Annotated in this window: 18 protein-coding genes; 6 read left to right on the top strand and 12 right to left on the bottom strand. The window is 45.6% G+C overall.

The features are described from left to right. The first annotated feature begins 22 nt into the window (after positions 1-22). Positions 23-208, top strand: a complete 186-nt coding sequence (locus tag DTQ70_RS26985; protein ID WP_122933679.1) for a hypothetical protein — start codon at positions 23-25, stop codon at positions 206-208. Here DTQ70_RS26985 and DTQ70_RS26980 read toward each other — a convergent pair. Together DTQ70_RS26980 and DTQ70_RS26975 are read right to left on the bottom strand one after the other, a co-directional pair. Beyond that, positions 198-1,307 (bottom strand): hypothetical protein, encoded by a 1,110-nt coding sequence (locus DTQ70_RS26980; RefSeq protein WP_122933678.1) that lies wholly within the window; start codon positions 1,305-1,307, stop codon positions 198-200. The genes DTQ70_RS26985 and DTQ70_RS26980 overlap by 11 nt on opposite strands. A gap of 15 nt (positions 1,308-1,322) precedes the next feature. Further along, on the bottom strand, positions 1,323-1,502 hold the full coding sequence (locus tag DTQ70_RS26975; protein WP_028525031.1) for a hypothetical protein: 180 nt from the start codon (positions 1,500-1,502) through the stop codon (positions 1,323-1,325). A 604-nt stretch (positions 1,503-2,106) separates the two neighbouring features. Here DTQ70_RS26975 and DTQ70_RS26970 point away from each other — a divergent pair. Continuing rightward, the gene (locus DTQ70_RS26970) at positions 2,107-2,841 is read left to right on the top strand and encodes a LytTR family DNA-binding domain-containing protein (RefSeq protein WP_164490233.1); all 735 of its coding nucleotides are present in this window, start codon (positions 2,107-2,109) and stop codon (positions 2,839-2,841) included. Here the strand turns inward: DTQ70_RS26970 and DTQ70_RS26965 are convergent. Further along, the gene (locus DTQ70_RS26965) at positions 2,836-3,516 is read right to left on the bottom strand and encodes a response regulator transcription factor (protein ID WP_122933676.1); all 681 of its coding nucleotides are present in this window, start codon (positions 3,514-3,516) and stop codon (positions 2,836-2,838) included. The genes DTQ70_RS26970 and DTQ70_RS26965 overlap by 6 nt on opposite strands. Before the next feature lie 197 nt (positions 3,517-3,713). Further along, positions 3,714-4,133, bottom strand: coding sequence for a nucleoside-diphosphate kinase (locus tag DTQ70_RS26960; protein ID WP_122933675.1), 420 nt, complete (start codon positions 4,131-4,133; stop codon positions 3,714-3,716). A 121-nt stretch (positions 4,134-4,254) separates the two neighbouring features. Here DTQ70_RS26960 and DTQ70_RS26955 point away from each other — a divergent pair, with 121 nt between their 5' ends. From DTQ70_RS26955 to rdgB, 4 genes are all read left to right on the top strand, one after another. Then, positions 4,255-5,283 (top strand): bifunctional oligoribonuclease/PAP phosphatase NrnA, encoded by a 1,029-nt coding sequence (locus tag DTQ70_RS26955; RefSeq protein WP_206019587.1) that lies wholly within the window; start codon positions 4,255-4,257, stop codon positions 5,281-5,283. A gap of 55 nt (positions 5,284-5,338) precedes the next feature. Continuing rightward, positions 5,339-6,250, top strand: a complete 912-nt coding sequence (locus DTQ70_RS26950; RefSeq protein WP_122933674.1) for an FKBP-type peptidyl-prolyl cis-trans isomerase — start codon at positions 5,339-5,341, stop codon at positions 6,248-6,250. Between the two features lie 58 nt (positions 6,251-6,308). Further along, positions 6,309-7,256, top strand: a complete 948-nt coding sequence (locus tag DTQ70_RS26945; protein ID WP_164490232.1) for an FKBP-type peptidyl-prolyl cis-trans isomerase — start codon at positions 6,309-6,311, stop codon at positions 7,254-7,256. 63 nt (positions 7,257-7,319) lie between these two features. After that, a complete protein-coding gene (gene rdgB, locus DTQ70_RS26940) occupies positions 7,320-7,907 on the top strand; it encodes an RdgB/HAM1 family non-canonical purine NTP pyrophosphatase (protein ID WP_122933672.1) in 588 nt (195 codons plus the stop codon). On the opposite strand, the gene DTQ70_RS26935 is transcribed toward rdgB, so the two are convergent. The 8 genes from DTQ70_RS26935 to DTQ70_RS26900 all read right to left on the bottom strand — a co-directional run bounded on the left by DTQ70_RS26935 (position 7,886) and on the right by DTQ70_RS26900 (position 25,012). Next, positions 7,886-8,329 carry a hypothetical protein gene (locus DTQ70_RS26935; protein WP_122933671.1) on the bottom strand — a complete coding sequence of 148 codons (444 nt, stop codon included), beginning with the start codon at positions 8,327-8,329 and terminating at the stop codon, positions 7,886-7,888. The two genes, rdgB and DTQ70_RS26935, sit on opposite strands and share 22 nt — an antisense overlap. A gap of 12 nt (positions 8,330-8,341) precedes the next feature. After that, complete coding sequence (locus DTQ70_RS26930; RefSeq protein ID WP_122933670.1) at positions 8,342-11,215, bottom strand: fibronectin type III domain-containing protein; 2,874 nt, start codon at positions 11,213-11,215, stop codon at positions 8,342-8,344. A gap of 23 nt (positions 11,216-11,238) precedes the next feature. Further along, the gene (locus DTQ70_RS26925; protein ID WP_164490231.1) at positions 11,239-13,395 is read right to left on the bottom strand and encodes a fibronectin type III domain-containing protein; all 2,157 of its coding nucleotides are present in this window, start codon (positions 13,393-13,395) and stop codon (positions 11,239-11,241) included. 8 nt (positions 13,396-13,403) lie between these two features. Continuing rightward, on the bottom strand, positions 13,404-14,456 hold the full coding sequence (locus DTQ70_RS26920) for a hypothetical protein (protein ID WP_122933668.1): 1,053 nt from the start codon (positions 14,454-14,456) through the stop codon (positions 13,404-13,406). Positions 14,457-14,484: 28 nt separating this feature from the next. Next, a complete protein-coding gene (locus DTQ70_RS26915; protein WP_164490230.1) occupies positions 14,485-20,601 on the bottom strand; it encodes a hypothetical protein in 6,117 nt (2,038 codons plus the stop codon). Continuing rightward, the gene (locus DTQ70_RS26910) at positions 20,561-22,207 is read right to left on the bottom strand and encodes a hypothetical protein (RefSeq protein ID WP_122933666.1); all 1,647 of its coding nucleotides are present in this window, start codon (positions 22,205-22,207) and stop codon (positions 20,561-20,563) included. The genes DTQ70_RS26915 and DTQ70_RS26910 overlap by 41 nt, the downstream gene beginning before the upstream one ends. A gap of 204 nt (positions 22,208-22,411) precedes the next feature. After that, a complete protein-coding gene (locus DTQ70_RS26905) occupies positions 22,412-23,050 on the bottom strand; it encodes a response regulator transcription factor (RefSeq protein WP_122933665.1) in 639 nt (212 codons plus the stop codon). A 75-nt stretch (positions 23,051-23,125) separates the two neighbouring features. Continuing rightward, on the bottom strand, positions 23,126-25,012 hold the full coding sequence (locus tag DTQ70_RS26900) for a tetratricopeptide repeat protein (protein WP_164490229.1): 1,887 nt from the start codon (positions 25,010-25,012) through the stop codon (positions 23,126-23,128). Between the last annotated feature and the right edge of the window lie 13 nt (positions 25,013-25,025).

The following is a 25,025-nucleotide window of genomic DNA, read 5'->3' as shown; positions in this document are numbered from 1 at the left end:
ATTACTACGAAAACAAACACAGATGACGCCGTTTCAAGTCCAAAACCGTGAAACCTACATTTTTGCCCGTGAAATCTACATTTTTGCCCGTGAAATCTACATTTTTGCCCGTGAAGCATTTTCAAAAATTGACCAAAAATGGCTGTTTGGGATGGGGGTAAAAACAAAAAGTCTCCAGATTTGGAGACTTTCTGCACTCAAATTATAATTTCTTGGCGAACTAACTCTTGAAAAATTGGTTTTCCCAACACCCTTTTAGGATTACTAAAAGGAGATTCAAGCAGGTAATCTCGCAAACTATCCGATATTTCGTACGTAGAATAATAGCGTTTATCAAACAAAACGGGCGACTCTTTCAGGTCAAAAATACTGTAGCGATGCTCGTTGAATTGATAACTCAACCTTCGATAGGCCGAAGGGGGTGGTGGCGATAACGACGTTTCATCTGTCTGTAAAGAATGGTGTATATAATTCCAACCCTCCCATTGTTCGGGAAAATTGGCAACGTACTTGGCAAAAAAATCAAAAAGTTGTTGTAAAACTCGCTGTGAATATGCCTCTTTGGGTACAGACTTATTAGGGAATATCCCTTCACCCATATAAAGGACATTACTCATATCCGATTTTCGATACGAAATCACTGGCACTAGCGGCACCCCAGCTACATAACTAAGGTAGGCCATTCCTTTTCGGGCAGTGATTGTTCGGCTTAAAAACGTGATTTTCTCAAGCTTTTCATCACTTGTACCTACGTTTCCATCCAAATATACCAGCAAAGACCTCCCTGCTTTTAACTCTCTAAGCAGTTTTAGTACAATATTAGGGTCTTCTGCACTCACTACATGGACTTCACTATCCGTTTTGTACGTTTTTTTCATCCTATTTGTATAGTCCATCATCGAATCAATCTGCTGTTTATAGACATCTTTTTTTACAATGGTTGTAAAATGATGCCCATTTTTAATCAACAAATTGGCTATGATTCGGTACGAACCTAAATGAAACGTACAAAATATACTCGGAGCACCTGGGGTTTCTAACGCCTTCAGGTCGCCATTGAGCGAACATACCTCACTGATGTGCAATACATTACGATCAAATGTCTCAAATGCCAAGCTCGTCAGTAGTTTTCTAAACATCTCAGCATGTTCCGAAACAGGGATTTCAGGCAGGAAGTTGGTAAGATTCGCTGAAAATATCGCAAACCTTACCATATACCCTTCTTCATCGTGTAAATTCACTTTATTGAATGCACTTTCACAGTCGAGAAGCGCACGCTGATAGTTTATAAAACCTGAAAAGCTCATTGCTGACAGAGAGATTTATTGAAGAACTAGCTTATTTTCAACGTCATTGTTCACCACAATTTTGTAGCAAGACGCAAATGGATCTGATTCACCAAGGTTGAGTACCTTTGCCGTTTCATTTTTGGCATAAAATTTGCCAGCCCGGATAAAAGAGTTCAATTCTTTTTTTGCTTTGATTTCGAATGACTTTTTCATTGTTGTAGTAGTTAAATTTTTGATTTTAAATTATTGATATCCAGTGCATTATTTGTTATTTTTAACCCACTGTAGTTTTCCGCTTTGGATGATACAAAGGTAGAGGAGAGAGACGTGCTGGGAAATCCGCAGTAATGCCTATATTTATGAAATGTTATAGTAACTATTGACTATTTTGTATCTTTGTGAGTCACAATACCCTACACTGCCAGAGGCAGTTGATACTTAAAGAGAAGCCATGAAGTCGATGACGCTTAATCGGTCTTTCTATAAAAACCCAAAGACTGGGGTTATTTTCTTGTTGGTTATAGTAATCTTTTGCGAGATTCTCGGGTGGGCTGTATCCCCCAAAACTCGCTTAGATATCTATGTCTCATATCAGACATTTTTTAGTTATGTCAAAAATATCTTAATCGGGATTTTAGTACCAGAGTTCTGTACCTTATATATACTATCCTTCCTAATTGACATATACCACCGTTTTTGGGGAATCCGCAAAATCAGCTTTAATACCCTATCTATTCTTTGGTATGAATTAAAATTCCTCCCGCTGTTTTTTGTAGCATTTTTTCTTTTTTTCCCTGTTACGTTACATGTTCGCTTTTTGCTCCGCGAATTCCCCCACTACTCGTTTAATCGCTACCTCGATTTATACATTTTGCATGGTTTCACCATCGAAACCTATCTTTTGTACCTACCGTTCATCATAATTCTAGGCTATATTTTATTGAATGTGTCGCTTGTTCGCGATTTTTTAGAAATAAATGCGTTCACTCCAACACATTCACAGAAAAAAGCGATTGCACTTCGTCGGCACTCTTCGCCAGCAGCCACTGTTGTTAAAGAAACAGTAGCCCCTCCTGCTCCGCCACAAAGTGTTGTCGAAGCCGCCCCTGCTACTGAACCTAAATCATTTACTACATTTTCAATAAATACCCCCATAACCGTCAATAGTCCCGCGTCTCCTGACAAATACATCAAATTCATTGACGGGAAAGCCACAACGGGTGAAGCATTTTTGAGAATTGACGATTGCTACTTTTTTGAAACAGTGGAGGAGAAATACTTTGTAGAACACCCCAAAGGTCGCTTCCAAGTCTCCAAACCCCTATCTGTGTTAGAACTAGAGCTTGATCCAACTCACTTTTTCCGAATTCACCGAAGTTGCATCATTAACATGAATCACCTTAACAGCTATACGTACTGGGAAAAAGGAAAATACCTTGTGTATGTCAAAGGTACCAACCAAGCACGAGAGCTCGTGATGCCCCGTACTCGGCTGGATGCCTTCAAAAAATCGCTTAGTGAAAACCGTAGCCTTCCTAGCAAACAACTATAGCGTATTGAGGTACGATTTTATCTGTAGCCCAAATTTGAGTAAATGTCGGTTGCTCTCAATACCTAGTTTTTGAATTAAATTTTGTTTATGATTTGCCAGTGTTCGATAACTAATCGACAACGAGTCGGCTATTTCATAGCCCGTCAGCCCCTCGGTTACTAGGTACAGAATCTGCCGCTCTCGCTTCGTAAGGGACTTCAACTTTCGGTGCGTTTCACTATCCACCTCATTGACTCCCATCTTCTTCATGAGGTCCTTGAAGCCATCGCTGTAGTATTTTGTTTGCGTCTGGATATACAACAAACATTTGTACAACTCCTCCAATTTATCTTCTGAGTACAGGTAGCCGTTAAAATTGGCGTCCAGCGCTTTGGAGAGTTCCCTCGAATTAGAGGCATTAAAAAACAAAACCATCTTAGGTCGGCTCGATGCCTCTGCAATTTGCTTTAGTAAGTGACTTGTCTCTTTTCCTATCAAGTTGGCCTCGACAATCACGCACTTTGGTTTCTTGGTGTGAATCTTCTGAATAAGATCATCCAACTCGTTAGCTCTTCCTACAACGTCGAAGCCTTCGCTCTCTAAAAGCTTGCTCAATACTTCACACGAAAACGGTTCTTCTTTGGCAACTAATACGGACGAATCCATCTTCCGCAATCTCATTTCGGGATTTTTCATTTCTCTACTTATGGGGGATTTTACAGGTTATAACTGTATTGAAGATACGCGTTGCTGTACCCCATACGCAAGACATTTCCGTGAAACCTACTTTTTTGCCCGTGAAATCTACACAAAATTGATGTTTCACGAAAAATGGCAAAAAAAAAGGCTTCGATATACCTCGAAGCCTAAAGTTTTTTTGGGCTATTTTTTCACTAAAATTGCTCCGTCAATGAGAAAAAGAATCCTCCTTCAATCGCTGCATTTTCGTCCGAGTCAGAACCGTGAACGGCATTTGCTTCTAGCGACTTGGCGAACAATTTACGGATGGTTCCTTCGGCCGCTTGGGCTGGATTGGTCGCCCCAATCAACGTACGAAAATCTGCTACGGCATTTTCCTTTTCTAAAATCGCCGCATAAATCGGGCCCGATGACATGTAAGCACACAAGCTGGCATAAAACGGACGTTCGGCGTGTACAGCATAAAATTGTCCTGCGCGCTCTTGGGTCAACAATGTTTTTTTCAACGCCACAATGCGGAATCCTGCTTCTTCTATCATCTTCAAAATTGCGCCTGCATTCCCTGCTTCTACAGCGTCGGGTTTCACCATGGTGAATGTTCTGTTGGTTGCCATTAGTATGTTGTGATTTAAAATGAACAATTTTCGATAAAAAAGTGGGGCAAAACTACGCAGACTACACAGGTTTTGAAAACCTAGCAGGTCTTTTTTAAGAAAATTGCTAATTTTGCAAGCTATGCAACAGTGGAACGCATTTTACGAACTCATCAATTCGCCCCAAAAACGTGTTGTCATCTTGACCCACCAAAATCCTGACGCTGACGCGATAGGTTCTTCTTTGGGATGGAAATTATACCTTCAAAAAAAAGGGCACAGTGCAACGGTCATCATTCCTAACGAATGTTCGGCCAATTTGCGCTGGATGCCTGACTTTAATGAAGTCATTACTTACGACCAAAATGTTCAGTCTCAAGCACGCTCCAAGCAAGTAATACAAGATGCCGAGGTGATTTGCTGCTTAGACTTTAATGCCCTGCATCGTATCAAAGGCTTGGGTGAACTGGCACTGGCTTCAACGGCCACCAAAGTGCTCATTGACCATCATTTAGAGCCAGAATCCTTTGCCGATTTTGTGTTTTCGGATACATCCAAAGCTGCAACCGCTCAGTATGTCTTTGAACTCATTCAGCAACTAGGTGATGCCTCGCTGGTGGACTTGCCCATGGCCCAGTGCTTGTATGCGGGAATTATGACCGATACGGGTTCTTTCCGACACGGAAGCACCACGCCCGAAGTACACCTTGCCGTGGCTGAACTCATGAAAACGGGTTTGCAAGTAAACGACGTCCATCGGGCTATTTTTGACAATAATACCATCAGTCGTACACGGCTTTTAGGATATGTTTTGTCGGAAAAACTTACCGTTTTACCCGAATACCGTACGGTATATATGACCTTATCGCTCGAAGAATTAAAACGTTTTCAATCGGAGATGGGCGACACCGAAGGCATTGTTAATTATGGACTTTCGCTCGAAAACATCGTCATGTCGGTACTCATCATCGAACGCCGCGACGAAATCAAGCTATCCTTCCGTTCAGTGTCTGATTTTTCGGTGCGCGACTTGGCCCATCAATACTTTGCGGGAGGAGGTCATAAAAACGCCTCTGGTGGGCGTACCAATACCTCATTAAAAGAAACCGCTGAGCTTTTATTATCGGTATTACCCGAATACCAAAATGAGCTTTTAAACGTTAAAAAATAATCTTGTAATCGCATCCCAATTCAAATACAATTAAACTGTGCTTTGCACTCATTTCATGAAATTTAAATCAACCATTGCTTTTTTCTCGGTAGCTGCCCTCATGGCTGCTTGCAACAACCGTGTTAGTGTCAGCGAAACCGGTCTTAAATATCAAATTCACGATGAACATTCTGATAGCCGCAAACCAAAAGTTGGCGATATTCTTACGTTTCATTTGGTATTAAAAAACAGCAAAGACTCTGTCTTGCGTGATACCTATAAAGAAGGCCAACCAATGCAAATGATGCTTCAAGTACCTCCTTTCAAAGGTAGCTTTGAAGAAGGTCTTGCCATGATTTCAAAACAAGACAGTGCGTCGTTTTTTGTAAGTGCCGATTCACTCTTCACACGCATGATGCAACCGCTCCCTCCAGGTATTCCTAAAGGTTCGGACATTCAGTTTACGGTAAAACTTGTGGACGTTCAGAATGAGCAAGAATTCCAGAAATCACAAGCCTCGGCGCGCGAAAAGCAAGTGAAAACGGATGCTAAAATCATCGACGACTACGTAGCTAAAAACAAACTTAACGCAACCGAAACGGCGTCGGGCTTGAACTATGTAGTAACTCAGGAAGGAACAGGCGTGAAGCCCGTTGCTGGAAACGTAGTAACCGTACACTACACTGGCAAACTCCTCGACGGAAAGGTTTTTGATAGCTCAGTGAAAAATCCACAAAGTGGTGGTAAGCCCATCGACTTCCCTATCGGCCAAGGAATGGTGATTCCAGGCTGGGAAGAAGGAATTATGACCATGAAAAAAGGCGGAAAATGTACGTTTATCATTCCATCGTCGTTAGCTTATGGAACGGCAGGTTCTCCAGGCGTGATTCCACCAAACTCTGTATTGGTATTTGACGTTGAATTGGTGGACGTGAAAAAAGCACCAGCAGCTCCCGCAGGGCCTGGCGCAGTAGGTGGGCAACAGTAAGCAGCCAACCATTGCAAATCGCAAACAAACTCAATCAAACACACTCAATCGAACAAGAATGAGGGGAAAGTTAATTTTAGGTACAGCGGCAAGTATAGTGGCAACCATGTTTGCTTGCAAACAGACGGAGGATGTGTACCAAGATCGTAAAACACTCGAAAATAAGACCGAAATCAAAAACTATCTGAGCGCGAACAAACTCGTGGCTGATAGCCTTACTACGGGCTTATTTTACATCGTTAACAATGCCGACACAAGCCTCCAGAAGCCTCAAATTGGAGATGAAGTAACGTTTAGCTACATCGCTAGGCGGCTTGATGGAACCATCATTGACAGTAGTCAAGTAGGATTTGGAGATGTGTTTATCCGTTCGTTTAATACCAACGACATCACCACTACTGGTTATGAAATGGCCTACCGTTTCAACCCTGTGCCGTCGTTTGAGGTACTGATGAATGCTCCTTATGAAAAAATAAGAGAGACCGACAAAGTAACGCTTTTTGTACCGTGGTCGTTGCGTGGTTCTGGCGATGTTTCGTTGTTAGCCCCATTGTACATTCCCATTCGCTACGATATTAATATCCTAAAAGTACGTACGCAGGAAGAACAAATCAACGACTACGTAGCAGCCAATAAGATTTTGGGGTTAGAAAGAAACAATGAAAACGGGCTTCGGTTTGTAAAGACCTTGGCTCGTCCTGATTCTGCCGAAATTGAAATTGGAACAACAGTAAGCGTTGTATATACTGGTAAGCTCATCCGAAACGGCAAACAGTTTGACAGTGGCACCGTCGATGTAAACGTGGTTGACCCTAAAGGTACCGCATCAGGTGGGGTAGTGAAAGGCTTTAACGACGGTATCGCCAAGATGCGTTACGGCGAAAAAGCCATCATCATCTTCCCTTCTACCCTCGGATACGGAGCTACGGGCAGTGGCGCGACTAGTGCAAGACCAATCCCCGCTTACTCTCCGCTGCTCTTTGAGGTCGAAGCGAAACGCAAGTAATTTTATTTTTATACCACAAAAAGCGGCCATTCGGCCGCTTTTTGTTCTTTTATCTATTAACTCATGCAACTTTGTTTTGCTACCAACAACGCCCATAAACTCAAGGAAATCAAAGCACTCTTGGGCGATAATTTTGAATTAAAAACCCTCCAAGAAATCGGGTGCAACGAAGAACTTCCCGAAACCACCGATACCATTGAGGGTAACTCTGCCCAAAAAGCCGAATACGTGTGGGAACACTACAGAGTCAACTGCTTTGCCGATGACTCTGGTCTTGAAATAGAAGCGCTCAACGGCGCTCCTGGCGTTCATTCGGCCTATTACAGCGGCGAGCGCAACCACGCCCGCAACATTGAACGCGTTTTACGTGAATTGGCTGGTGAGTCTAACCGTAAAGCACGTTTCAAAACCGTCATTACACTTACCTTGGAAGGAAAAAGCCATTCGTTTGAGGGAATTGTAGAAGGCACCATCATCGACACCCCGCGCGGCACCGATGGCTTTGGCTACGACCCTATTTTTGTTCCTGAAAGTAGCATACACACGTTTGCCGAAATGACACTGGACGAAAAAAGCAAAATCAGCCACCGTTCACGGGCCTTTGCCAAGCTGGTGGCGTTTTTGCAGGGTTACTCAGGAATCAATTCATAGCTATTAATGCTATTGCCCGTTTTGCGACTTTCGGCAGTGCGCTCCAATTTTAGCAGGTCGGCGGTTGGGGTTTCGGTTATAAAAAACTCCACCGTCCCAATTGTACCTGTGGGTTTGGGCACGAGGTTTTCCAAAATAAGTCGCTGGTTATCTGTCGAAACCGTCCATGTTCCTACCAGCGTTCGGCCATCAATATCCTTGAACGTGACTTGTTTAGGATCGCTCAAATCCAGTCGAAAATTGGCATAACTTGGCTTCACGTTGGCCGTTCCTCCCAAACTAAACACCACTTGCGTGCCTTCTTTTACCAATTTTGCTTTCCATTTTTTACCAATCAAATCGGTAATAGGAACTACTTTTTGGGGCGTGCATCCTGCCAACATCAACAGAAAACAACAACTAACTATCGCTAACGTCTTCATATTCTTTGAGAATTAATTGAGCACAATTTTGGTTGAAAAAACCCGATTTTCGGCATTAACAATGACCACGTACACGCCTCCTCTCAACGCACTTAGGTCGTGTATCCACGCTTGTTTTCCTGCCACAATCCCTGCGTCGGCTTTGATGGGGTGTCCGTTTAGACTTATCAATTTCCAATCCAATTCCAACGGCTGAAAACGCTCGTTTTGGATGCGTAACGTCTGGCCGTAAGCAACCACAGTCAAGCCTACTTCCGACAACTGCGGCCGCACCGAAATCACTACCTCAGGCGTCGTTACACTCACTACGTTGCTGTATCCTGAGTTCCCAGCGGCGTTAGATAGGCGAATGCGGTAGTAGTAAGTCGTTTGTTCGTTCAACCCCAAATCCACGTACGAGGTATTTGTAGCGGGTTGTTGGGTAATCTGTGTAAAACCACTCGTAGGACTGGTTGAACGCTCAACGAGGACGTTGGTAGCGTTCGACAGCGTTCCCCACGTCAACCGAATTTGGTCATAATCTGCGAGTTCAGCCGTGAGGTTGGTCGGAGTCGCAGGAACCGCCAATAAAGTGGTGGCATCTGCAACGTTGGTGTAACTACTCGCTCCCGCCGAATTTTTAGCCCGAACGCGGTACCAATAACGCGTCGAAGCATTTAAACCCGTGTTGGAATAGGTCGTGGTATTCGCGCCTACGTCCGCGATTTTGGCAAAATTTGTCCCGTCCGTACTGCGTTCTATTTCAAATCCCGTTTCATCGGAAGCGTTGTCCGTCCACGACAAGTTGATTTGACTGCTGCTGGTGGCTGTGGCCGTCAAGCCACTCGGCGGGCGGGGAATCGTTACGGGTGGCGCTTGGGTAGTAGCATCCGCGACATTGGTGTAGCTACTTGCTCCTGCCGAATTTGCCGCCCGAACGCGGTACCAATAACGCGTCGAAGCATTTAAACCCGTGTTGGAATAGGTCGTGGTATTCGCGCCTACGTCCGCGATTTTGGCAAAATTTGTCCCGTCCGTACTACGTTCTATTTCAATTCCTGTTTCGTCAGAAGCATTGTCTGTCCACGACAAATTGATTTGACTGCTGCTAGTAGCTGTGGCCGTCAAGCCACTCGGCGGGCGGGGAATCGTTACGGGCGGCGCTTGCGTAGTAGCATCCGCGACGTTGGTATAACTACTTGCACCTGCTGAATTTACTGCCCGTACGCGGTACCAATAACGCGTCGAAGCATTTAAACCCGTGTTGGAATAGGTCGTGGTGTTTGCGCCTACGTCCGCGATTTTGGCAAAATTTGTCCCGTTCGTGCTGCGTTCTATTTCAAAACCTGTTTCATCGGAAGCGTTGTCCGTCCACGACAAATTGATTTGACTGCTGCTAGTAGCTGTGGCCGTCAAGCCACTCGGCGGACGAGGAATCGTTACGGGTAGCGCTTGGGTAGTAGCATCCGCGACATTGGTGTAGCTACTTGCTCCCGCCGAATTTACTGCCCGAACGCGGTACCAATAACGCGTATTGCTAACAAGTCCCGTATTGGAATAAGTCGTCGTGTTCACGCCTACATCCGCGATTTTGGCAAAATTTGTCCCGTCCGTGCTGCGTTCTATTTCAAATCCCGTTTCGTCGGAAGCATTGTCTGTCCACGACAAATTGATTTGACTGCTGCTGGTGGCTGTGGCCGTCAAGCCACTCGGCGGACGAGGAATCGTTACGGGCGGCGCTTGGGTAGTGGCGCAAGCGGGGTCGGTATAACCCGAGTTTCCCGCTCCATTTTTTGCCCGTACCCGATAGCAATATTGCGTATTGCTAACAAGTCCCGTGTTGGAATAGGTCGTCGTTCCAGCCCCTACATCGGCTATTTTGCTATAATTTCGGCTATCTGTACTGCGTTCTATTTCAAAACCCGTTTCATTATCTGACAAATCTGCCCACGAAAGATTGATTTGGGAACTACTTGTGGCGTTGGCCGTTAAACGCGCGGGGGTATTGGGCAAGGCCGATTGCGTGGTGGCATCGGCGGTGTTGGATTTGGTACGCGAAGGCGTACCGCCCCGTTGAGAACCTACATAATAATAATAACGGGTAGAAGCATTCAGCCCCGTATTGGCGTAGGTCGTTACATTCGCGCCTACATCGGCAATTTTAGAAAAATTGGCATTGTCAGTAGAGCGAAAAACTTCAAAACCTGACTCATTACTAGAAGCATCCGTCCAGCTAAGATTGATTTGGCTTGACGATACCGCTACAGCGCTAAGATTGGTCGGCGGGTTAGGTGGCGAAGCGAGCGTAGTGGCACAAGCGATATTAGAATACTCATTGGGCGCTCCAGTCCAAGACACCCGATAACAGTACTCCGTGTTGTCTAACGGAACGGTTTGGTCATCATAAAACGTAAGGTTAGAATCAAACGAACCAATCGTATTCCATGCCCCACCCTGCCCTTGGCGTCGCTGAATAACGACATTGCCGTTTTCTTTTCCACCTTGTACCTTAAACGTAATCGCAATCCAGTTTGTCCCTTTCACTTCAATTTTTGAAATGTTGGGCGCAACGGGCGGAAAAGCATAAACCACGTTGGAATAACCGCTAAAAGTGGTCGCTGTCAACTTCGCCCTTACCCGATAATAACTATACGTATTGGCGGGCGGATTGGCATCGGTATAAGCAACAACATTGGCTGCTACCTCTCCTAATTTTGAAAAACCCGCCGTTTCAGAAGTCGTTGAGCGCTCTATTTCAAAGCCCAACTCCCGTCGAGAATTGTCAGTCCAGCTCAGATTAACCTGTTTGCTGGAAACGGCAACCGCCGCCAAGTTCGAAGGCGCTTCGCTTTGGGCAAAGGCTTTCCCAAAACTGATAAATACTAAAAATAAGAATAGCTTTTTCATGGATACAATGCGTTGAAAGGCATTTATTTAAGCGCTACTTTTACGACCGAAGACAAACTCGCCTCCAATCCATCAGGATAAATAACCCGTACCGCATACTGAACAATGCCTTTTGCTGGTGGGCGTTTATCTTGGTATTGACGGTTATCATACACCGAATCATAACTTAAAAAAGGTTCTTTTTCGACCGCCCGATAAACCACAAAGCGGCAATTAGGAACAGCATAATTCCACGAAACCAGCACCGTGTTATCTGGATTTACGATTGCCTTGATTCCATTGACTTTCTGGGGAGTAATGCGTGGCGTTTGAACATTGAGTGGAAATGACGTTTCTGAACGTAACCCCGCTTCGTCCACTGCCACCAACGCATAGCCGTATTCTGCGCTTCCTTTGATGGTTTTGTCGGTATAAGTCGAAATGTCTTTGGTTAATTTTGCCAATTCAACCCACCTTTCACTGCTTTTGCCGCGACGTAACAGCAACTGATACGCTACGTCGTCGCTGCTGCTCGGTGCCCACGAAAGCGCTACTGAGGTGTCGCTCACTACATAGTCCCTTATGACAGGCGTCGTTGGCGCAATTTTATCGGGACGAATCAGCTCCAAAATATCAGAAGCTTCGCTTGGATTATAATTTTTGTCGTAGGCAATGACCCGAAAGTATTTTTTTCGCGTCAAGGTATTCAGCGTCACGCTATCATTATAAACTGGCAATGCCAAATAGCCTTTGGTATCTACCGTAAAAACGTGTTTTCGATCGTTTGCCGATACCACCCGATACCCCATCAAATCAGGCTCGGGGTTCATGTCCCATACTACGCGCACAAAGCCCGTCGAGTCGATGTACCCTTGCAACCCTTTGGGCTTTGAAGGGCCTTTCCCGTCTTTGATGATACAATAAACGGGCAGGCTGTGCCCCAAGTTTCGGGCCGTATCTACCGCAATTACTTTGTAATAATTGGGCAAATAAGGAATGGCCGTTGTGTCCGTAAACTCACGTGCCGCAGGCCCCAACGGCTCGGTAATGAGCGGGCTAAAAGGACCTTCTAAATTCGTTGCTTTGGCCACCACAAAACCTGCCACGTCGCCAGTTGCGGTAGGATATTTCCAAGTCACGCTCACTTTGGCGCCATTGAGGTGTTTGGCATTGAGTTGCTCTACCGATGGCGGCGGGGTTTTGTCAACGCCCATGCCGACAATCATCTCCGAAGGTGCCAATTCACCAAAAGGCGTAATGCCCAAGATTCGATAGTGGTAGTTGCGGTAATTTTGAGGAACGGAGTCAGCATATTGAATGATGTCATCCATCTGGTCGGCGGGGGGCTGTATCCAAGGACGCTTGGTGAGCCGACGGAAAGTTTTGCCACCATCTGTTGAGCGCTCTACGTGGTACGACGAAAACGCAGATTCGGCCAAACGGCGGTTCCATTTAAGTTTTATCAAATGCTCACCCGATTCGGGACGAACAGGTACCATTTTCAGGGGCGCTCCTGGGCCGTCATTGACCACCGACGATGCCGCCACTTCTACTGGATACGTTTGCGGGTCGGTTAGCGGAATCACATAATAGAGATACTGAACGCCTTTTTTAACCTTTTTATCCACCCAACCTAAGGCCATTCCGCGGGCATATCGAGGGTGGCTATCTGCCAAAACCAAGGCCACCATCATGCGCAGGTCGTTTTGATTTTGTTGTTCCAGAATTTTATCCAACGTCACCGCCTCAGTAGCTCCGATGGGCGTATTTTTCCCATGAACTAATTGTGCACAAGCCGCTGCTAGGGTGTCGCGGCGAGCGGTATTTTTAAGCCATTCTTCAAGCGTCCAAGGCAATATTGTCTCTTGAAAGTCCAGTTTTGTAGTTTTATTGTCTATTACACTCCGCCGAGTAAGCAAATACCCCGATTTAAGCGCCTGTCTGAAAAAAGAGGATTGGTTGGGTGCCCAACGTACCACCACCGAGTCACCGAACGATTTGGTCATCACGCCCACTCGGTATTTCCCTAACAACGACGTATCCATGGGAGTTTTTGGAGAAACGGCCGTCTTTTTTTGCTGGCCCCAAGCTGAAGAAGCAAAAAGCAAGAAGCAAAGGGCAATAGGCAAAGGGCGAAGGGCAAAGGGCAAACTTTGTACTGTCGCACGGCCGAGAAGATGGGTATATGAATTAACTTTCATGATGTCAATTATTTAGCAGAGTTAAACACCGAAGCAGAGCGGATTTTTTGGGCAATGCTGTAAGCCATTTCCGACGGGCAATTATGGTCTTTATCAAACAAGATGGCGCCTTGATTGGACGACGTAATGGCCTGTAACCAATTTAAACTTACCTGATGTACGTCAAAAAAGGCGCTTTGATTTTTGTAGTCCAACAGTGGACGATAGAGCGTTCCCCACTTGGCCGATTGCAATAGCTGAGTCAGTTTGCTATTGCTTTTATTGATCTCTATTTGGCTTTTGGTGATGATAACCGCAATAGCGCAATTGGCATTCGCTCCTGGGCTAGCCATAAAGAAAAAGCCACGGGTATTGGCAGGGCTGTTCGTAGAGGAGTATCCGTTCGACTTATCTGTTACGTAGTCAAAAGGCATTTGATAATGAATGTCCAACAACTCATCTTTAAAATAGTTAGGCTGCTGATAATCAGCCGTCCAAGTCTCCGTTTTGAACTTTTCTTTGGTCTTTGTTCTGAGCATTTCCAACGTTTCTGGGCCAAGCGTGCCGCCTTTCCACTTTTCTAACAACGTATTTACATAAGCCCCGTTGTTGGTTGCCGCCAAAACAAGCTGATCGGCGACCTTTGAAGCGATGTACTCATTGATTCCCTGGTTGTTGCTGTTGTATTTATCATCATTTGCTTCAATAAGCTCTGCTAGTTTTTGCGCAATGTGTTTGTTGTACAATTTTAAGACTGGGTCCGACCAATAAGTGATGCCGTAGTTTTTGGGGACATTGTCGCCAAAAATGGTTTTCTCAATCATCATCTTATTGGCATCAGCCACGATTTGGTTTGCCTCAAAAGCATTTTTACCCAACGCTTGATCGGCTACATTAAACCCATCTAAATCGGCACTGGTAGCATTCGTATTAGCTATCAGGCTCATTTCTACTACATTTAAGTTCACGGCAGGTGTCTTAGCGGCGGTGACTGGCGATGTCACCGTTGCTTTTTTACCTGGCTGCGCCAAGGCGTTTGAAAAAAATCCGACAACGATTAGCAATGTGACGAGTGGTTTCATAATTCTCAATTTTCAGTCAATTGTTCGTTTATTTTTTCTTTTTTTCCGAAGGGAAAAGGGCTTCAATATCTTCATTTTTGAAAGGCTGCTGAGGCGCATCATTGATGGTATTGAAAAACACCATAGCCCGCTCAAAAACCTTACTTGGACTGTCGGGGTTTTCTTTCCCATACGCGCCACTGAATAGCTTATTTGTCCCAGTAGGGTCATAAATATCAGGCCGTACCTGTTCTAACAATTGACTTACAGGAATGGCAATATTTTTAAACCAATTGCTCGTTGGGTCGGCGCGAAGCAGCACCAAAGGTGGCCTTACAATCTCACTACTCAGTTTTTCGGTTCTTAGCTCATACGTATCAAATCCTTCTTTGGACACCATTTTGGTCGTCAAGGCATCGGAAAGGAAACCCCAAAACGACGTTTCTGTCGGAGGGAATTGCGTGGCCATCAGCTTTTCCTTGAGCGTACTAAACTCACTGGTTTTGAAGTAGTATTTGTACAAACGCGATTCCAAGCTCTGGAAAAATGCGGCTTCTTGCTTTTGTTGCTGTTGAAGGTTGTCAACTGACTTTTGAACGAAAAACTTGCCGTCACTAAACATCTTTTCTGTGGCAGTATTGACCTTATACGAAGTACCATAACCTTGGGCAATTTTTTCGTACTCTTGTTCAGAAACCACCGTATAATCGGTTATTACGTCCTCGTATTTTTGGTTGACAGCCTTCGCAGTTGCACCCGCTCCAACGCCTGGCGCATTAAATTTCCCCGAAGTTGACCACGTTTGAGCGGCGGCTACGCTTCCATTGAAGCCTTTCGCACCCGTACTTACGTAAATATTGGCCGTTGTGATTTTTTTGGCCGAGGCTTTGGCTTTCAGGGCTTCAGCGTACATTTTTTCGGCAAAATCGGCTTTCGGAATTCGTACCAATTCAAAGCGGTAAAAAGTCTTATTTTTGATGCCAAACGGCATTTTATAGCTCACTTTGTCGCCGTCAAATTTGGCATCGGCCAGCAATACATTCGGAGCGTTTACCTCCGCAAACTTGACTCCTTCCAACGGCACGAGTCGAACTTTTAAATCATAAAATTCGTCGCTATTGAGGTTTTTCAGGCAGCAAGACAAGTTGGCTTTGAGCTTAATAAAAGTCGAGGCGGCATCTCCTTTCATAAAATACCGCTGTCCTTCGTACGGATACGAAGTGAGCACAGTAGCGTCATCTTCACTCCCTTTAGACAATACACTGATGCAAGGCCCCGTCGCAAACTCAACAGTTTCGGTTTGTTCTACCGTCTGGTTTTTAAAAATATAAGGGACTACCTTGCCGCTGTTGTCTTTAATAAAAACCTGCACGCCCATCGACATTTTATACGTTGAATTAGGCAAAAGTGCCGTACTGCGGTAAAACGTTGCACTGTAATTAGGATCACCGTCTTCGTTCTTGCCCCAGCTAAACCGTCCCGAATTATCTTTGCTACAATTGGCATATTCGGCGGGTACACTAGTCGCAATGGCGTTGAAGTTTTCTTTCAATTTAAGCCGAAACTCACGGTGGAAAATCTGCACCCCACCTGGCCCCATCGTAACAGTACCCTGTGCTCCTGCTTCCACTTTTTGTCCTTGAGGAATTTCGAGGTCAACAATCAAATCCGTTTCTACGGGATAGTTAAACTCCGCATAATACGGCGACAGAATGGACACTTTTTGCTTCGTGCCAGAAGGCCCCAACGAGGCAATGAGTGGCTGCCCTGCAAAAGGGTTGGGCGGTGAGTAAGCGGGTTCGCAGCGTTCGCCTTTGTTATACCAAAATTCAAGATTTACGCGTCCTTTTACCAATCCGCCCAGCACTCGATATTTGAGCAAAATGTGCCCATTGAGCCAAATCGGATTGACCATGCCTCCGCGCAACAAAGCAGCGGCTTCTAGCTCTACGACCGTAAACCTTCCCTCATACACCCACGTATCAATGTCCAAATCCAGCGCAAAGTGCATATAAGCGTAGATTTGACCTTGGGCATACCAGCCATTGATACCAGGCGTGTTTCCGTTGCATTTGTCTTCGCTCTTGGCCAAGGCTAAGTCAAACCCAATGGCACCGTCGTAGCGTAAATGAAAAGGGCCAATGCCAAAATCTGCCCCCAATTTGTAGCCAACACCAAAGGCCAACATCGGAGAATTGTCTTTAAAAACAGTTCCTGCGGTTCCTTTGTATCCCAATTCTTGCAAAATACCTGGCCGTTTTTCAAACCCATAAGGCGGCGGCGGAAGCGCACCCACATCTTTTGGCGTGTAGTTTCCCATCATAAAATATGACCCAAAATCAAAACTACCAAGCTTCGCCAGCGTAACATTTAGTCCTATGCGGTTGGAGGGAATACCCAATGACAAAAACCAAGTACCTTTGACCCCGTCTATCAATAAACGGGTATCTTTAACATCGGCACTGAGGCTGATGAGCGGTGGTACGTCGTAGCCCGCGTGCATGTTGAGATTAGAAGAGAAAATATGATTTTTAAAATCGTAGTCGATAGTTCCACTACCTTGAGCCAAGGAGGCGTTCATTTTGTCTCCAATCAACCAGGCGCTAACATCGATTGTCATCTTATCAATCCCCTTTTCCGAATTAAAAGCGATGTCCAAGCCCCCGTCCATTTCAAATACGGAAGGTGTAGTCAAGCCGATACCCACTTTGGCTTTAATTCCCAGTCCAATGTTTGCATCGGGAATATAGACAATCTTACCTTCCTTATCATCTCTCCTTAATTTGGAATATACCCCTCCTCCAAATCGTCTGAGTACCAACGGGCCAACAAAAGGAATAGCCGCCGATCCCAAATTAGCTTCGGCCTGTACATACCAATACCGAAAATCTCCTTTCGCAGGTAATGTACGACCAAATTGAGCAACGGCTTCCCCTCCAAACAAATCATTTATATCCATCTTTACACTGCCCTTCAACCCATTGCCATAAATTGGGTCATTGTCAAAAAAGGCCAATCCTCCTTCTACGTGTACGGGTCCAAAATAGCCATCTACATATACTTCATTAGGCTGAATTTTGTCAAAACTCCAGTCAGGTCGGCCATTTTTCATTCCTACTTTGAAAAGAATCGTAGCGCCCCCCGCTGCCGAAAGTCCCTTATCGCCATCGCCCGTGAGGTCGAGTGTACCCATTAACTTCAACCCCATCGAACCGCCACCGTTGTTGACCAATTTATAATCAGTGAGGGTAAGCGGAAAATCAGCCATGGATTTTTGGGGAGAAGCCGAACCCATTTTTAGGCTGGTTAGACCAAAATAATCGGGTTTAGATTGAAATTTCAATCCTTTAAAAGAGCCCGCTGTGAAGTTGAAATAATCGGTAACAATGTCCAGCTTTCCATTCAATTCAGCCCCTGCGGTAAACCCTTCTGCATTATACGTAACAAAAATTTTGCTGTCGGCGTTTAGGTCTAATTGCGCTTTCCAAATATCCATTTGCATTTTGTCGGTGGGCGAAATGCTGAACTCTACCCCTAGTGAACCCGCTTGCGGATCTTTGGAAAGGGTGCAAGTGTAGGGCAATTGGGAGGATTGATCAAAAACAAGTTTACCTTTCTCGTCCACAACAGGTTGGCCATTCTTGTCCACCTTACTTTTGAAAATCGGCAAGACCACCATTCCCTTCATTTGAGATTTTTGAAAAGTGCTTTTCAAAAATCTCACCGATAACTCATCCACTGAATAGTACCAGCTGTCCAGCGAGCCATCTCCTAAGTCCAGAATGCCTGTAACAAACGCTTTTCCCGAAAAACCGTTGTTGTCAGAAATCAAATCACTAACGCCAACGGTCAGCGGTTTGCCATCAGCCCGTTTGATAAAAGCGGGGAGTTCCAAGCTGATTTCGGGAAAATAAAGTCCTTGCCACAAATTCAATTCAAGCGCGGGGTTTTCTAAATATCCCTCGGGCAGCTTGGCAGGCGTAGTGGTTTCGGAGTGGTCATACAGCGCAGGTTTGCCAGGCAACATCGCGAACTTAAAATCGCTCAAGCCCTGTACATAAAACTTAGGAAACGACAACTGCGCCGTCCAGTTCTGAAAGTTAACCATACCCGCATTGACGCTGATTTCAACGGGACCGTTGGTTTCAGCATTGACCAAACCAGGCGGCGTCAGCAGGCCATGAACGCGCAGTTGTTTGTAGCCATTTTCATCAAAAACAACGTGCGTTACCACGGTGGTATCTGGGCCTTCAAACGGGCCTTTGGGCGGAGCGGTGTCCATTCCTTTTAGAGCAAAAAACTGCGACAACTGCATTTTTTCGGCCAAGTACAAAATGCCTTCACCGCAAGGTTTGTCGGGCGACATACACATGTTATAACCACTCAACGGAATGCCATTCACTTGGCTATTGGCTACTTTTATCCACGTATTGGCGTCAAAATAGGCATTTTTGGGCGTAAAGGTGACGTTGGTAATGGCTATCACTGTATTGACGGGGCCAAACGATTTGTCTATACCAAAAGGCACTTCAAACCCAATGCTTTCTTTGGCATTTTTCAAGGAAGAAACGAGCATGTCTTTTTGGGTAGCAAAAAACTCGCTCAAGTTCCCCATCTGACTAGAAGTAAGCGTAGGCGGCTTATAGTCAGGCGAATCGTAGTTAGGAAACAAAGAAGGGTTTGCTTTATTGCTCAAACGGGCGCGCACAATACCGCCAATTACCCGCCCCGCTGCGTTGCATTGGACATCGTAAAGGCGAACACGCAGCTTAACATATTGGCTGTTGACCATCGGAATGGGAATCATGCCATCGCCGTTCAATTTGCCATTGACTTCTTTTACATTGTCGAGCAACTGCATAGTAAACAGCCCAATGGTCGCCGATTTATTTTTCAGAACACCCTCGTTATCCACTTGGTTATCAGAAACTTCGCTCGCATTGCAAGAACAATTGACGGGTATATTTCCAGATTTTACGACCATCGGCTTAGGTTTTCCTGTGCTATCATTGGCTGCAAACGAAGGCCCTAATGGAAAAAATGGCATGGTATCTTCTCCGTACGTAAAATAGCAAACGGGGCTTTTTCCTTCGTTCAGAAAATTGATTTTTCGCGAAGCGTCAAACGCCTGAACGCGTACGGCATACCGTTTTCCCACCTTCAAGGCAGGCTGGTTGGGGCCGTATAAAAATGAGTTTATCCGAATATTTTTAACCTCTACGCCCGATGGCGGCAGCACTACGGCATCAATAAAAACGTTGGGGTCGTATCCCAATAGAGCATTGGACGTATTTACTTTAATTTCTGTTTTTTCAATTTTGGTAGGTTTAGATGTAGGCTTTTTATCCTGACCGCTGTTCGGGAAACCGCTGATTACATTGGATTGATTGTTCAGTACATTTTCGGCTACTGGCTGAACATCGGGTAATTCAATCACTCGCAGCGTGTAACTCACCTGCGCGGGCGATACCCCCACGGGTGGCGTCCACGAAAAAATGACATTTTGTGGCGTATTGGCAGCGACTTTACTGTCACAAATGGGATTAACGAGCATCGGAGGTTCTACGCTTCTGAGGGTAAACAACCCGCTACAACCCAACGGAAAATCGGCCGACAGAGGACGGCTGCTTCGGTTGTCGAAGGCTTGAACACACAACTGATAATTGCCTTCTGGCAGGGGCATTCCACGGTAAAGTTGGGCTTTGTCCACGCCTTGGACTTCAATTTGCCCCAAATCAAACAAGCCTTCCAAGTCCGCACGCGTCAGTAGCTTGTTTTCTAAGGGAGCCAACCGCAGCGGCACCAACGGACGAAAGTTTTGGGGCGTAGCAATCCGCACGCCATTGTCGCCCGTAATCGTTCCCAAAAAACGTACTTCTAACGCCGCCGAAGTCGTATTCCGCACAAAGATTTGGACTTGATTACCTCGGCCTGGGTAGTCCTGCAAATAGGCGCTGTAGGGCGGCAATACGTTGACCGTTACCTGCACTTGCTGCCCCCAACCCCCAATGGGGGCTAAAAAAGCACAGCAAATCATCCCTATGACAAACCAACAAAGGTTTGTACCGCAAACGAACCGAACAATTCCCCCATTGGGACGGTACGCCGCGCGGGTTAGGGGGCTTTTAAAACGAGATTCCATAACCAAGTGATCCTCTAAGTTCATTGAATTTTTGATCGGGTTGTCCCGTATTTGAGTTAAGGTATCCTAGTTGTAAACTCAAGCTCTGGCGCTTGCCAAGCTGGTAACTCGCATTGGCCGAACCATTAATGACTTGGCCGTTTTGTCCTAATTGTTGATTGAACAAATAGCTTCCGCTGGCCGATACGTTCAGTTTTTTATCCAGTAACGTGTGATTTATCCCTACCGTAGGCCCATAAAAACGAACCGTTTGATTTTGGGGCAAAAACGTCTGGGTATAACTCGCCGTGGCATTGACTCCAAACCCTGATTCCAATTGCGTAAAGAAGTAGCTCAAGTTCACGTTTTGGTTCTGGTTTTGGGTAAACTCGGCGGTATTTTGGTTCAAATCTGACAGTTGTTGGTGCGTAACCGTAAGCGTAAACAAGTGAGAAACGGACTCATTTTGAAGGTTATAACGCAGGTTTCCCATCAAACTCAGGTTGTTTTGTGCCAGCCGCAACGTGTCGATGATGGGTCGCAGCCCTGCTTGTTGGCTAATGCCATAATTTGAAAACTGCAAGTCAAGCCCAAATGCCGTCGAAGGGTTGAACGACACCACCGCCGAACCGACCGTGCGCCCCGTTTGGGCGTTTTTGTTTTGGGCCAAATTATCTTTTTGAATTCCCAAACTTCCCATAATCCGCAGTTTGCTATTCATCAAATTGAAACTCGGTGCCACGGTATAGCTCACAATGTCGCTTTGGAAATAATACGCGCCCATCGTCTGGAAGTTAGGATCAATGCGCTTGTATTGGAGTTTGAGGCCAAACACTTTGTTTTGGTAGCCCACGGCCGTTTGGAGAGCCGTCGTCAACTGCGTACTGAGCTGGGCAGGCATAAAAACGGTGAAAGCTTTAAGCAATGAGCCTTGTTCCAACGGAATCAGCTGCGCGCGGGTATCGCGGGTGTAGGCGCTCCCCGCAGCGTCTAATTCAAACGATACTTTTTTTACGAGCGTAAACCGCGACGTAAGCCCTATCACTGTGTTACGGGCAGGTGCAATCGACTCGTTGGGGGTGATGGAATTTTGGTCGTCGGCGGCATTGAGCAAATTCAAATCAACGTAGTTGGAGGCCGTCCCGTAGCCCAATTTCACGGCGTAGCCCGTCCGCTTAAACGAAGGCAATGCTTGGTCGGGGTTGGCGAGGTCGGTCGAAATGGCTTTATTGAATCGCCCATACACTGCTCCCAGACGTAGTTTTCCAGGATTTATCTCAAAACCTCCTCCTAAAAACGTGTGTCCTGCCAAGGTAAAAGGCGAAAACTGGACGTTGCGATACCCCGCATGAACCGTTGCCCATTTGTAGGTAGGACTTACGCCAAACTGATTGAAAGGCTGACGAAAGCTGGCTCCTTGGTTTCCTAACACCATAGAAAAAGGCAACGAGACGCCTCCTGGCAAGGCCACATTGACCGAACCGCTCAGTCCGAAGGGTGTGGTTTGGTTGCGAGCGTCAATGCCGCTGGCTTGGTAAAGTCCCGCGTAGGCATTTAACCCGCCCGACAACTTTACGGCCTGAGAGGAAGAGTTTTGAGCATAGATTATTTTGCTCAGGATAAAACACAAAAACAGTAGAAATCGGCGCATAGTTTTTGCTATTGGGTAGAACAAAAATAGCCCATTTATATAGGTTCGTCAATCGTATAAATATATGACAGTAGAACTACGCGCGTATATTTACAAAAACATAAATACCTATCAAACAACACGTTACAACAAAAACCTATTCTCTAAAAGTATATTTTTTGAGAATAGGTTTTGAGTAAACGGTCGTAGGAATTGAGTTAACGGTCAGCGAGCAAGCTGAATGACATTTTCACGAAGGGCTTTATTGATGGCTTCGCCTTTGGAGTTGACCTGAAGTTTCTCGTAAATCCGCATAATGTGCGTCTGTACGGTACTGATACTAATTTGACAGTGGTGCGCAATAAGCTTATAACTGTCGCCTTCGACCAAGCGATGCAGCACTTCCATTTCTTTGGGCGTCAGGTCGTAGGTTATTTTTTGTTTGGGCTTTTGGAAAGCACCCAGCACTTTGAGCGCAATGCTCGGGCTCATGGCAGCGCCGCCTTGCAGTACTTCGTCGATGCTTTCGATGATTTTTTCGGCGGGTGTTTTTTTTAGTAAATAGCCCACCGCCCCCGTCTCGATGGCTGCAAAGACGTTTTCGGTATCTTCGTAAGCCGTCAGCATCAGCACTTTGGGCGGAGAAATCAACTGTTGCAATAAAGCCACGGCCTCGATACCCGTTCGAGATGGCATTTCGATGTCCATCAAAACCACGTCGGGCTTTTCAACTTGAACAGTTTCGACGACCCGCGTAGCATCAGGATGCGAGCCTACCAGCTCAAGGTCATCGCTCAGTTCAATGATGAGCGCGATGGTATGTCTAAACGAATCGTTGTCGTCATAAATCGAAATACGTGGCATGGTAATTCTCGTTTATTAGGCAAAGGTAAAGGACGATAGCCTCGTTGTAAATCGGATAAATATATGATTTACGGTTTAGTTCTTGAAGTTTAAACGTATTTCACTCCCTTTTTGCAGCTCCGATTCAATAAGCAAATTAGCCCCAATTTCCTCCGCCCTTTTTTTCATGTTTTTGAGCCCGTTGCGAGAGCTCACTGCCTCAGTATCGAAACCCACTCCATTGTCAATTACTGCCACGTTCCATTCATCACTCTGCCCTCTAAATTCGACATTTATCTGGCTCGCTTGCGCGTATTTGAACGCATTGTTTAGCGCCTCTTTTACAATCAAATACACATTTTGCCTCACTTGCAATGGCAAACTCAACGCCTCCACTTGGGCATCCGTCACAAAATCCAACGTTATCTCCTTCGACTCCGCTAGCGGCTTGGCATACTCCCGCAAACGCGTAAACAAATGCTGCATTGAATCATTACGGGGGTTGATGGTCCACACAATGTCATCCATCGACTCCAGCATTTGACGCGCGTCTGCGCTAATTTTACCCACCATTTGTTCCGCTTTTTGAGGCTGATTGGCTGCTAATTGCTTTTGGGTCAGGCCACTCAACAGCGAAATACTGCTCAGGGTGCTTCCTATCTCGTCGTGCAAATCGGCCGCAATCTTGTTGCGCAACTGCAATGATTCCTGCAAACGACGATACTTTGCGCGGTTGATAACAAAAACAATGCTCACCAACGCCAACAGCAACGCCAGCCCTCCACCGATGAGCCACAGGCGGTTTTGGAGAAGTTCTTGATCTTTGATTTTCGATTCTTGTTGGAGCAGCCGAATTTGTTGCTCTTTGGCTTTTGTTTCGTACTTCGCAATCAGTTCTTGGAGTTGTTGAGCTGTTGCCACTTTTTCCGTAGAATCGCCAAGGTTTGTACTTTCGAGCAGGTTTTGATAAGCTTTTTTAAATGACTGATTATCGGCGTATAAAGCAGACAAGCTTTCTTGGTATTCGGCAATACTTACGGCGTCATTTTGTTTCTTGGCAAGCGCCAGGGCTTCTTTCAAATACGCTTCGGCCCGTTCGGGTTGGTCTATTTCACGATAAACCGACGCTAAGTTTGATTTGGCAACTGCCACCGAAGTCACTGCCTCTAGCTGCTCGGCCAGCTGCAACGACTGTTCCATGTAACGGATTGCCTCTTTGGGCTGTTTGAGTTGCTGGTACATTCTCCCAGTATTTGCCAAATAATCGGTTTGCCCGCGTAAAAATTCTGCTTTTTTAGCGAGCGAAAGCGCCAATTTAAAATACTTCAATGCCTCTTTAGGCTGAGAAAGGTCATCATAGATATTTCCCAACGAATTGTTGTGAATAGCTGCATTCTTCCAATTTTTTTGCTCATTGTCTATCACAATAGCTTTCTTGACGTAAGCAAGCGCCTCTTTCGGACGCTGAAGGGCTTTGAGTGCATCGCCAATGGCCGCATAAATACTCGCATACGGCTTGAGTTTGTATTTTTCTTGCATTTCAAGGCACTTGAATGACATTTTCAACGCCTCATCGTAGTTGTTTAGGCTATTATGCAACGTAACAACATTGCTGTATGCTTCGTATAATATGCTTCCAGGAAGCTGAAAACGTGTAGCTTCTTCCACCGCTTTTTGAAAATAAGCCAACGCTTTGGCATAATCGGTTTTATAATAGTACATCGTAGCTCGCACGCGCGTGTTGGCGTACTTTCCCAAGATGTAGTTATATTTTAGCGCTAACGGTTCGGCTATTTTTAGCACAGAATCCACTTTATCGTATTCATCCGTTTCATTGAGAAGCTTATTGGCGTAGCGATTGAGCGCCCATACGTAGTTGCTGTCTTTGGGAGCAGTTTTAAGATACATCACTAGCGAATCACGCGTATTAGGGATTTGGGCTATCATCGTTCCCCCAAAAAAAACAATAAAAAAGAGGGGCATTAACACTTTGTTT

Source organism: Runella sp. SP2 (assembly GCF_003711225.1).
In the GTDB taxonomy this organism is placed as follows: domain Bacteria; phylum Bacteroidota; class Bacteroidia; order Cytophagales; family Spirosomataceae; genus Runella.
Note: the sequence above shows the minus strand (reverse complement) of the source record. Positions and strands in the feature narration are given on the sequence as shown.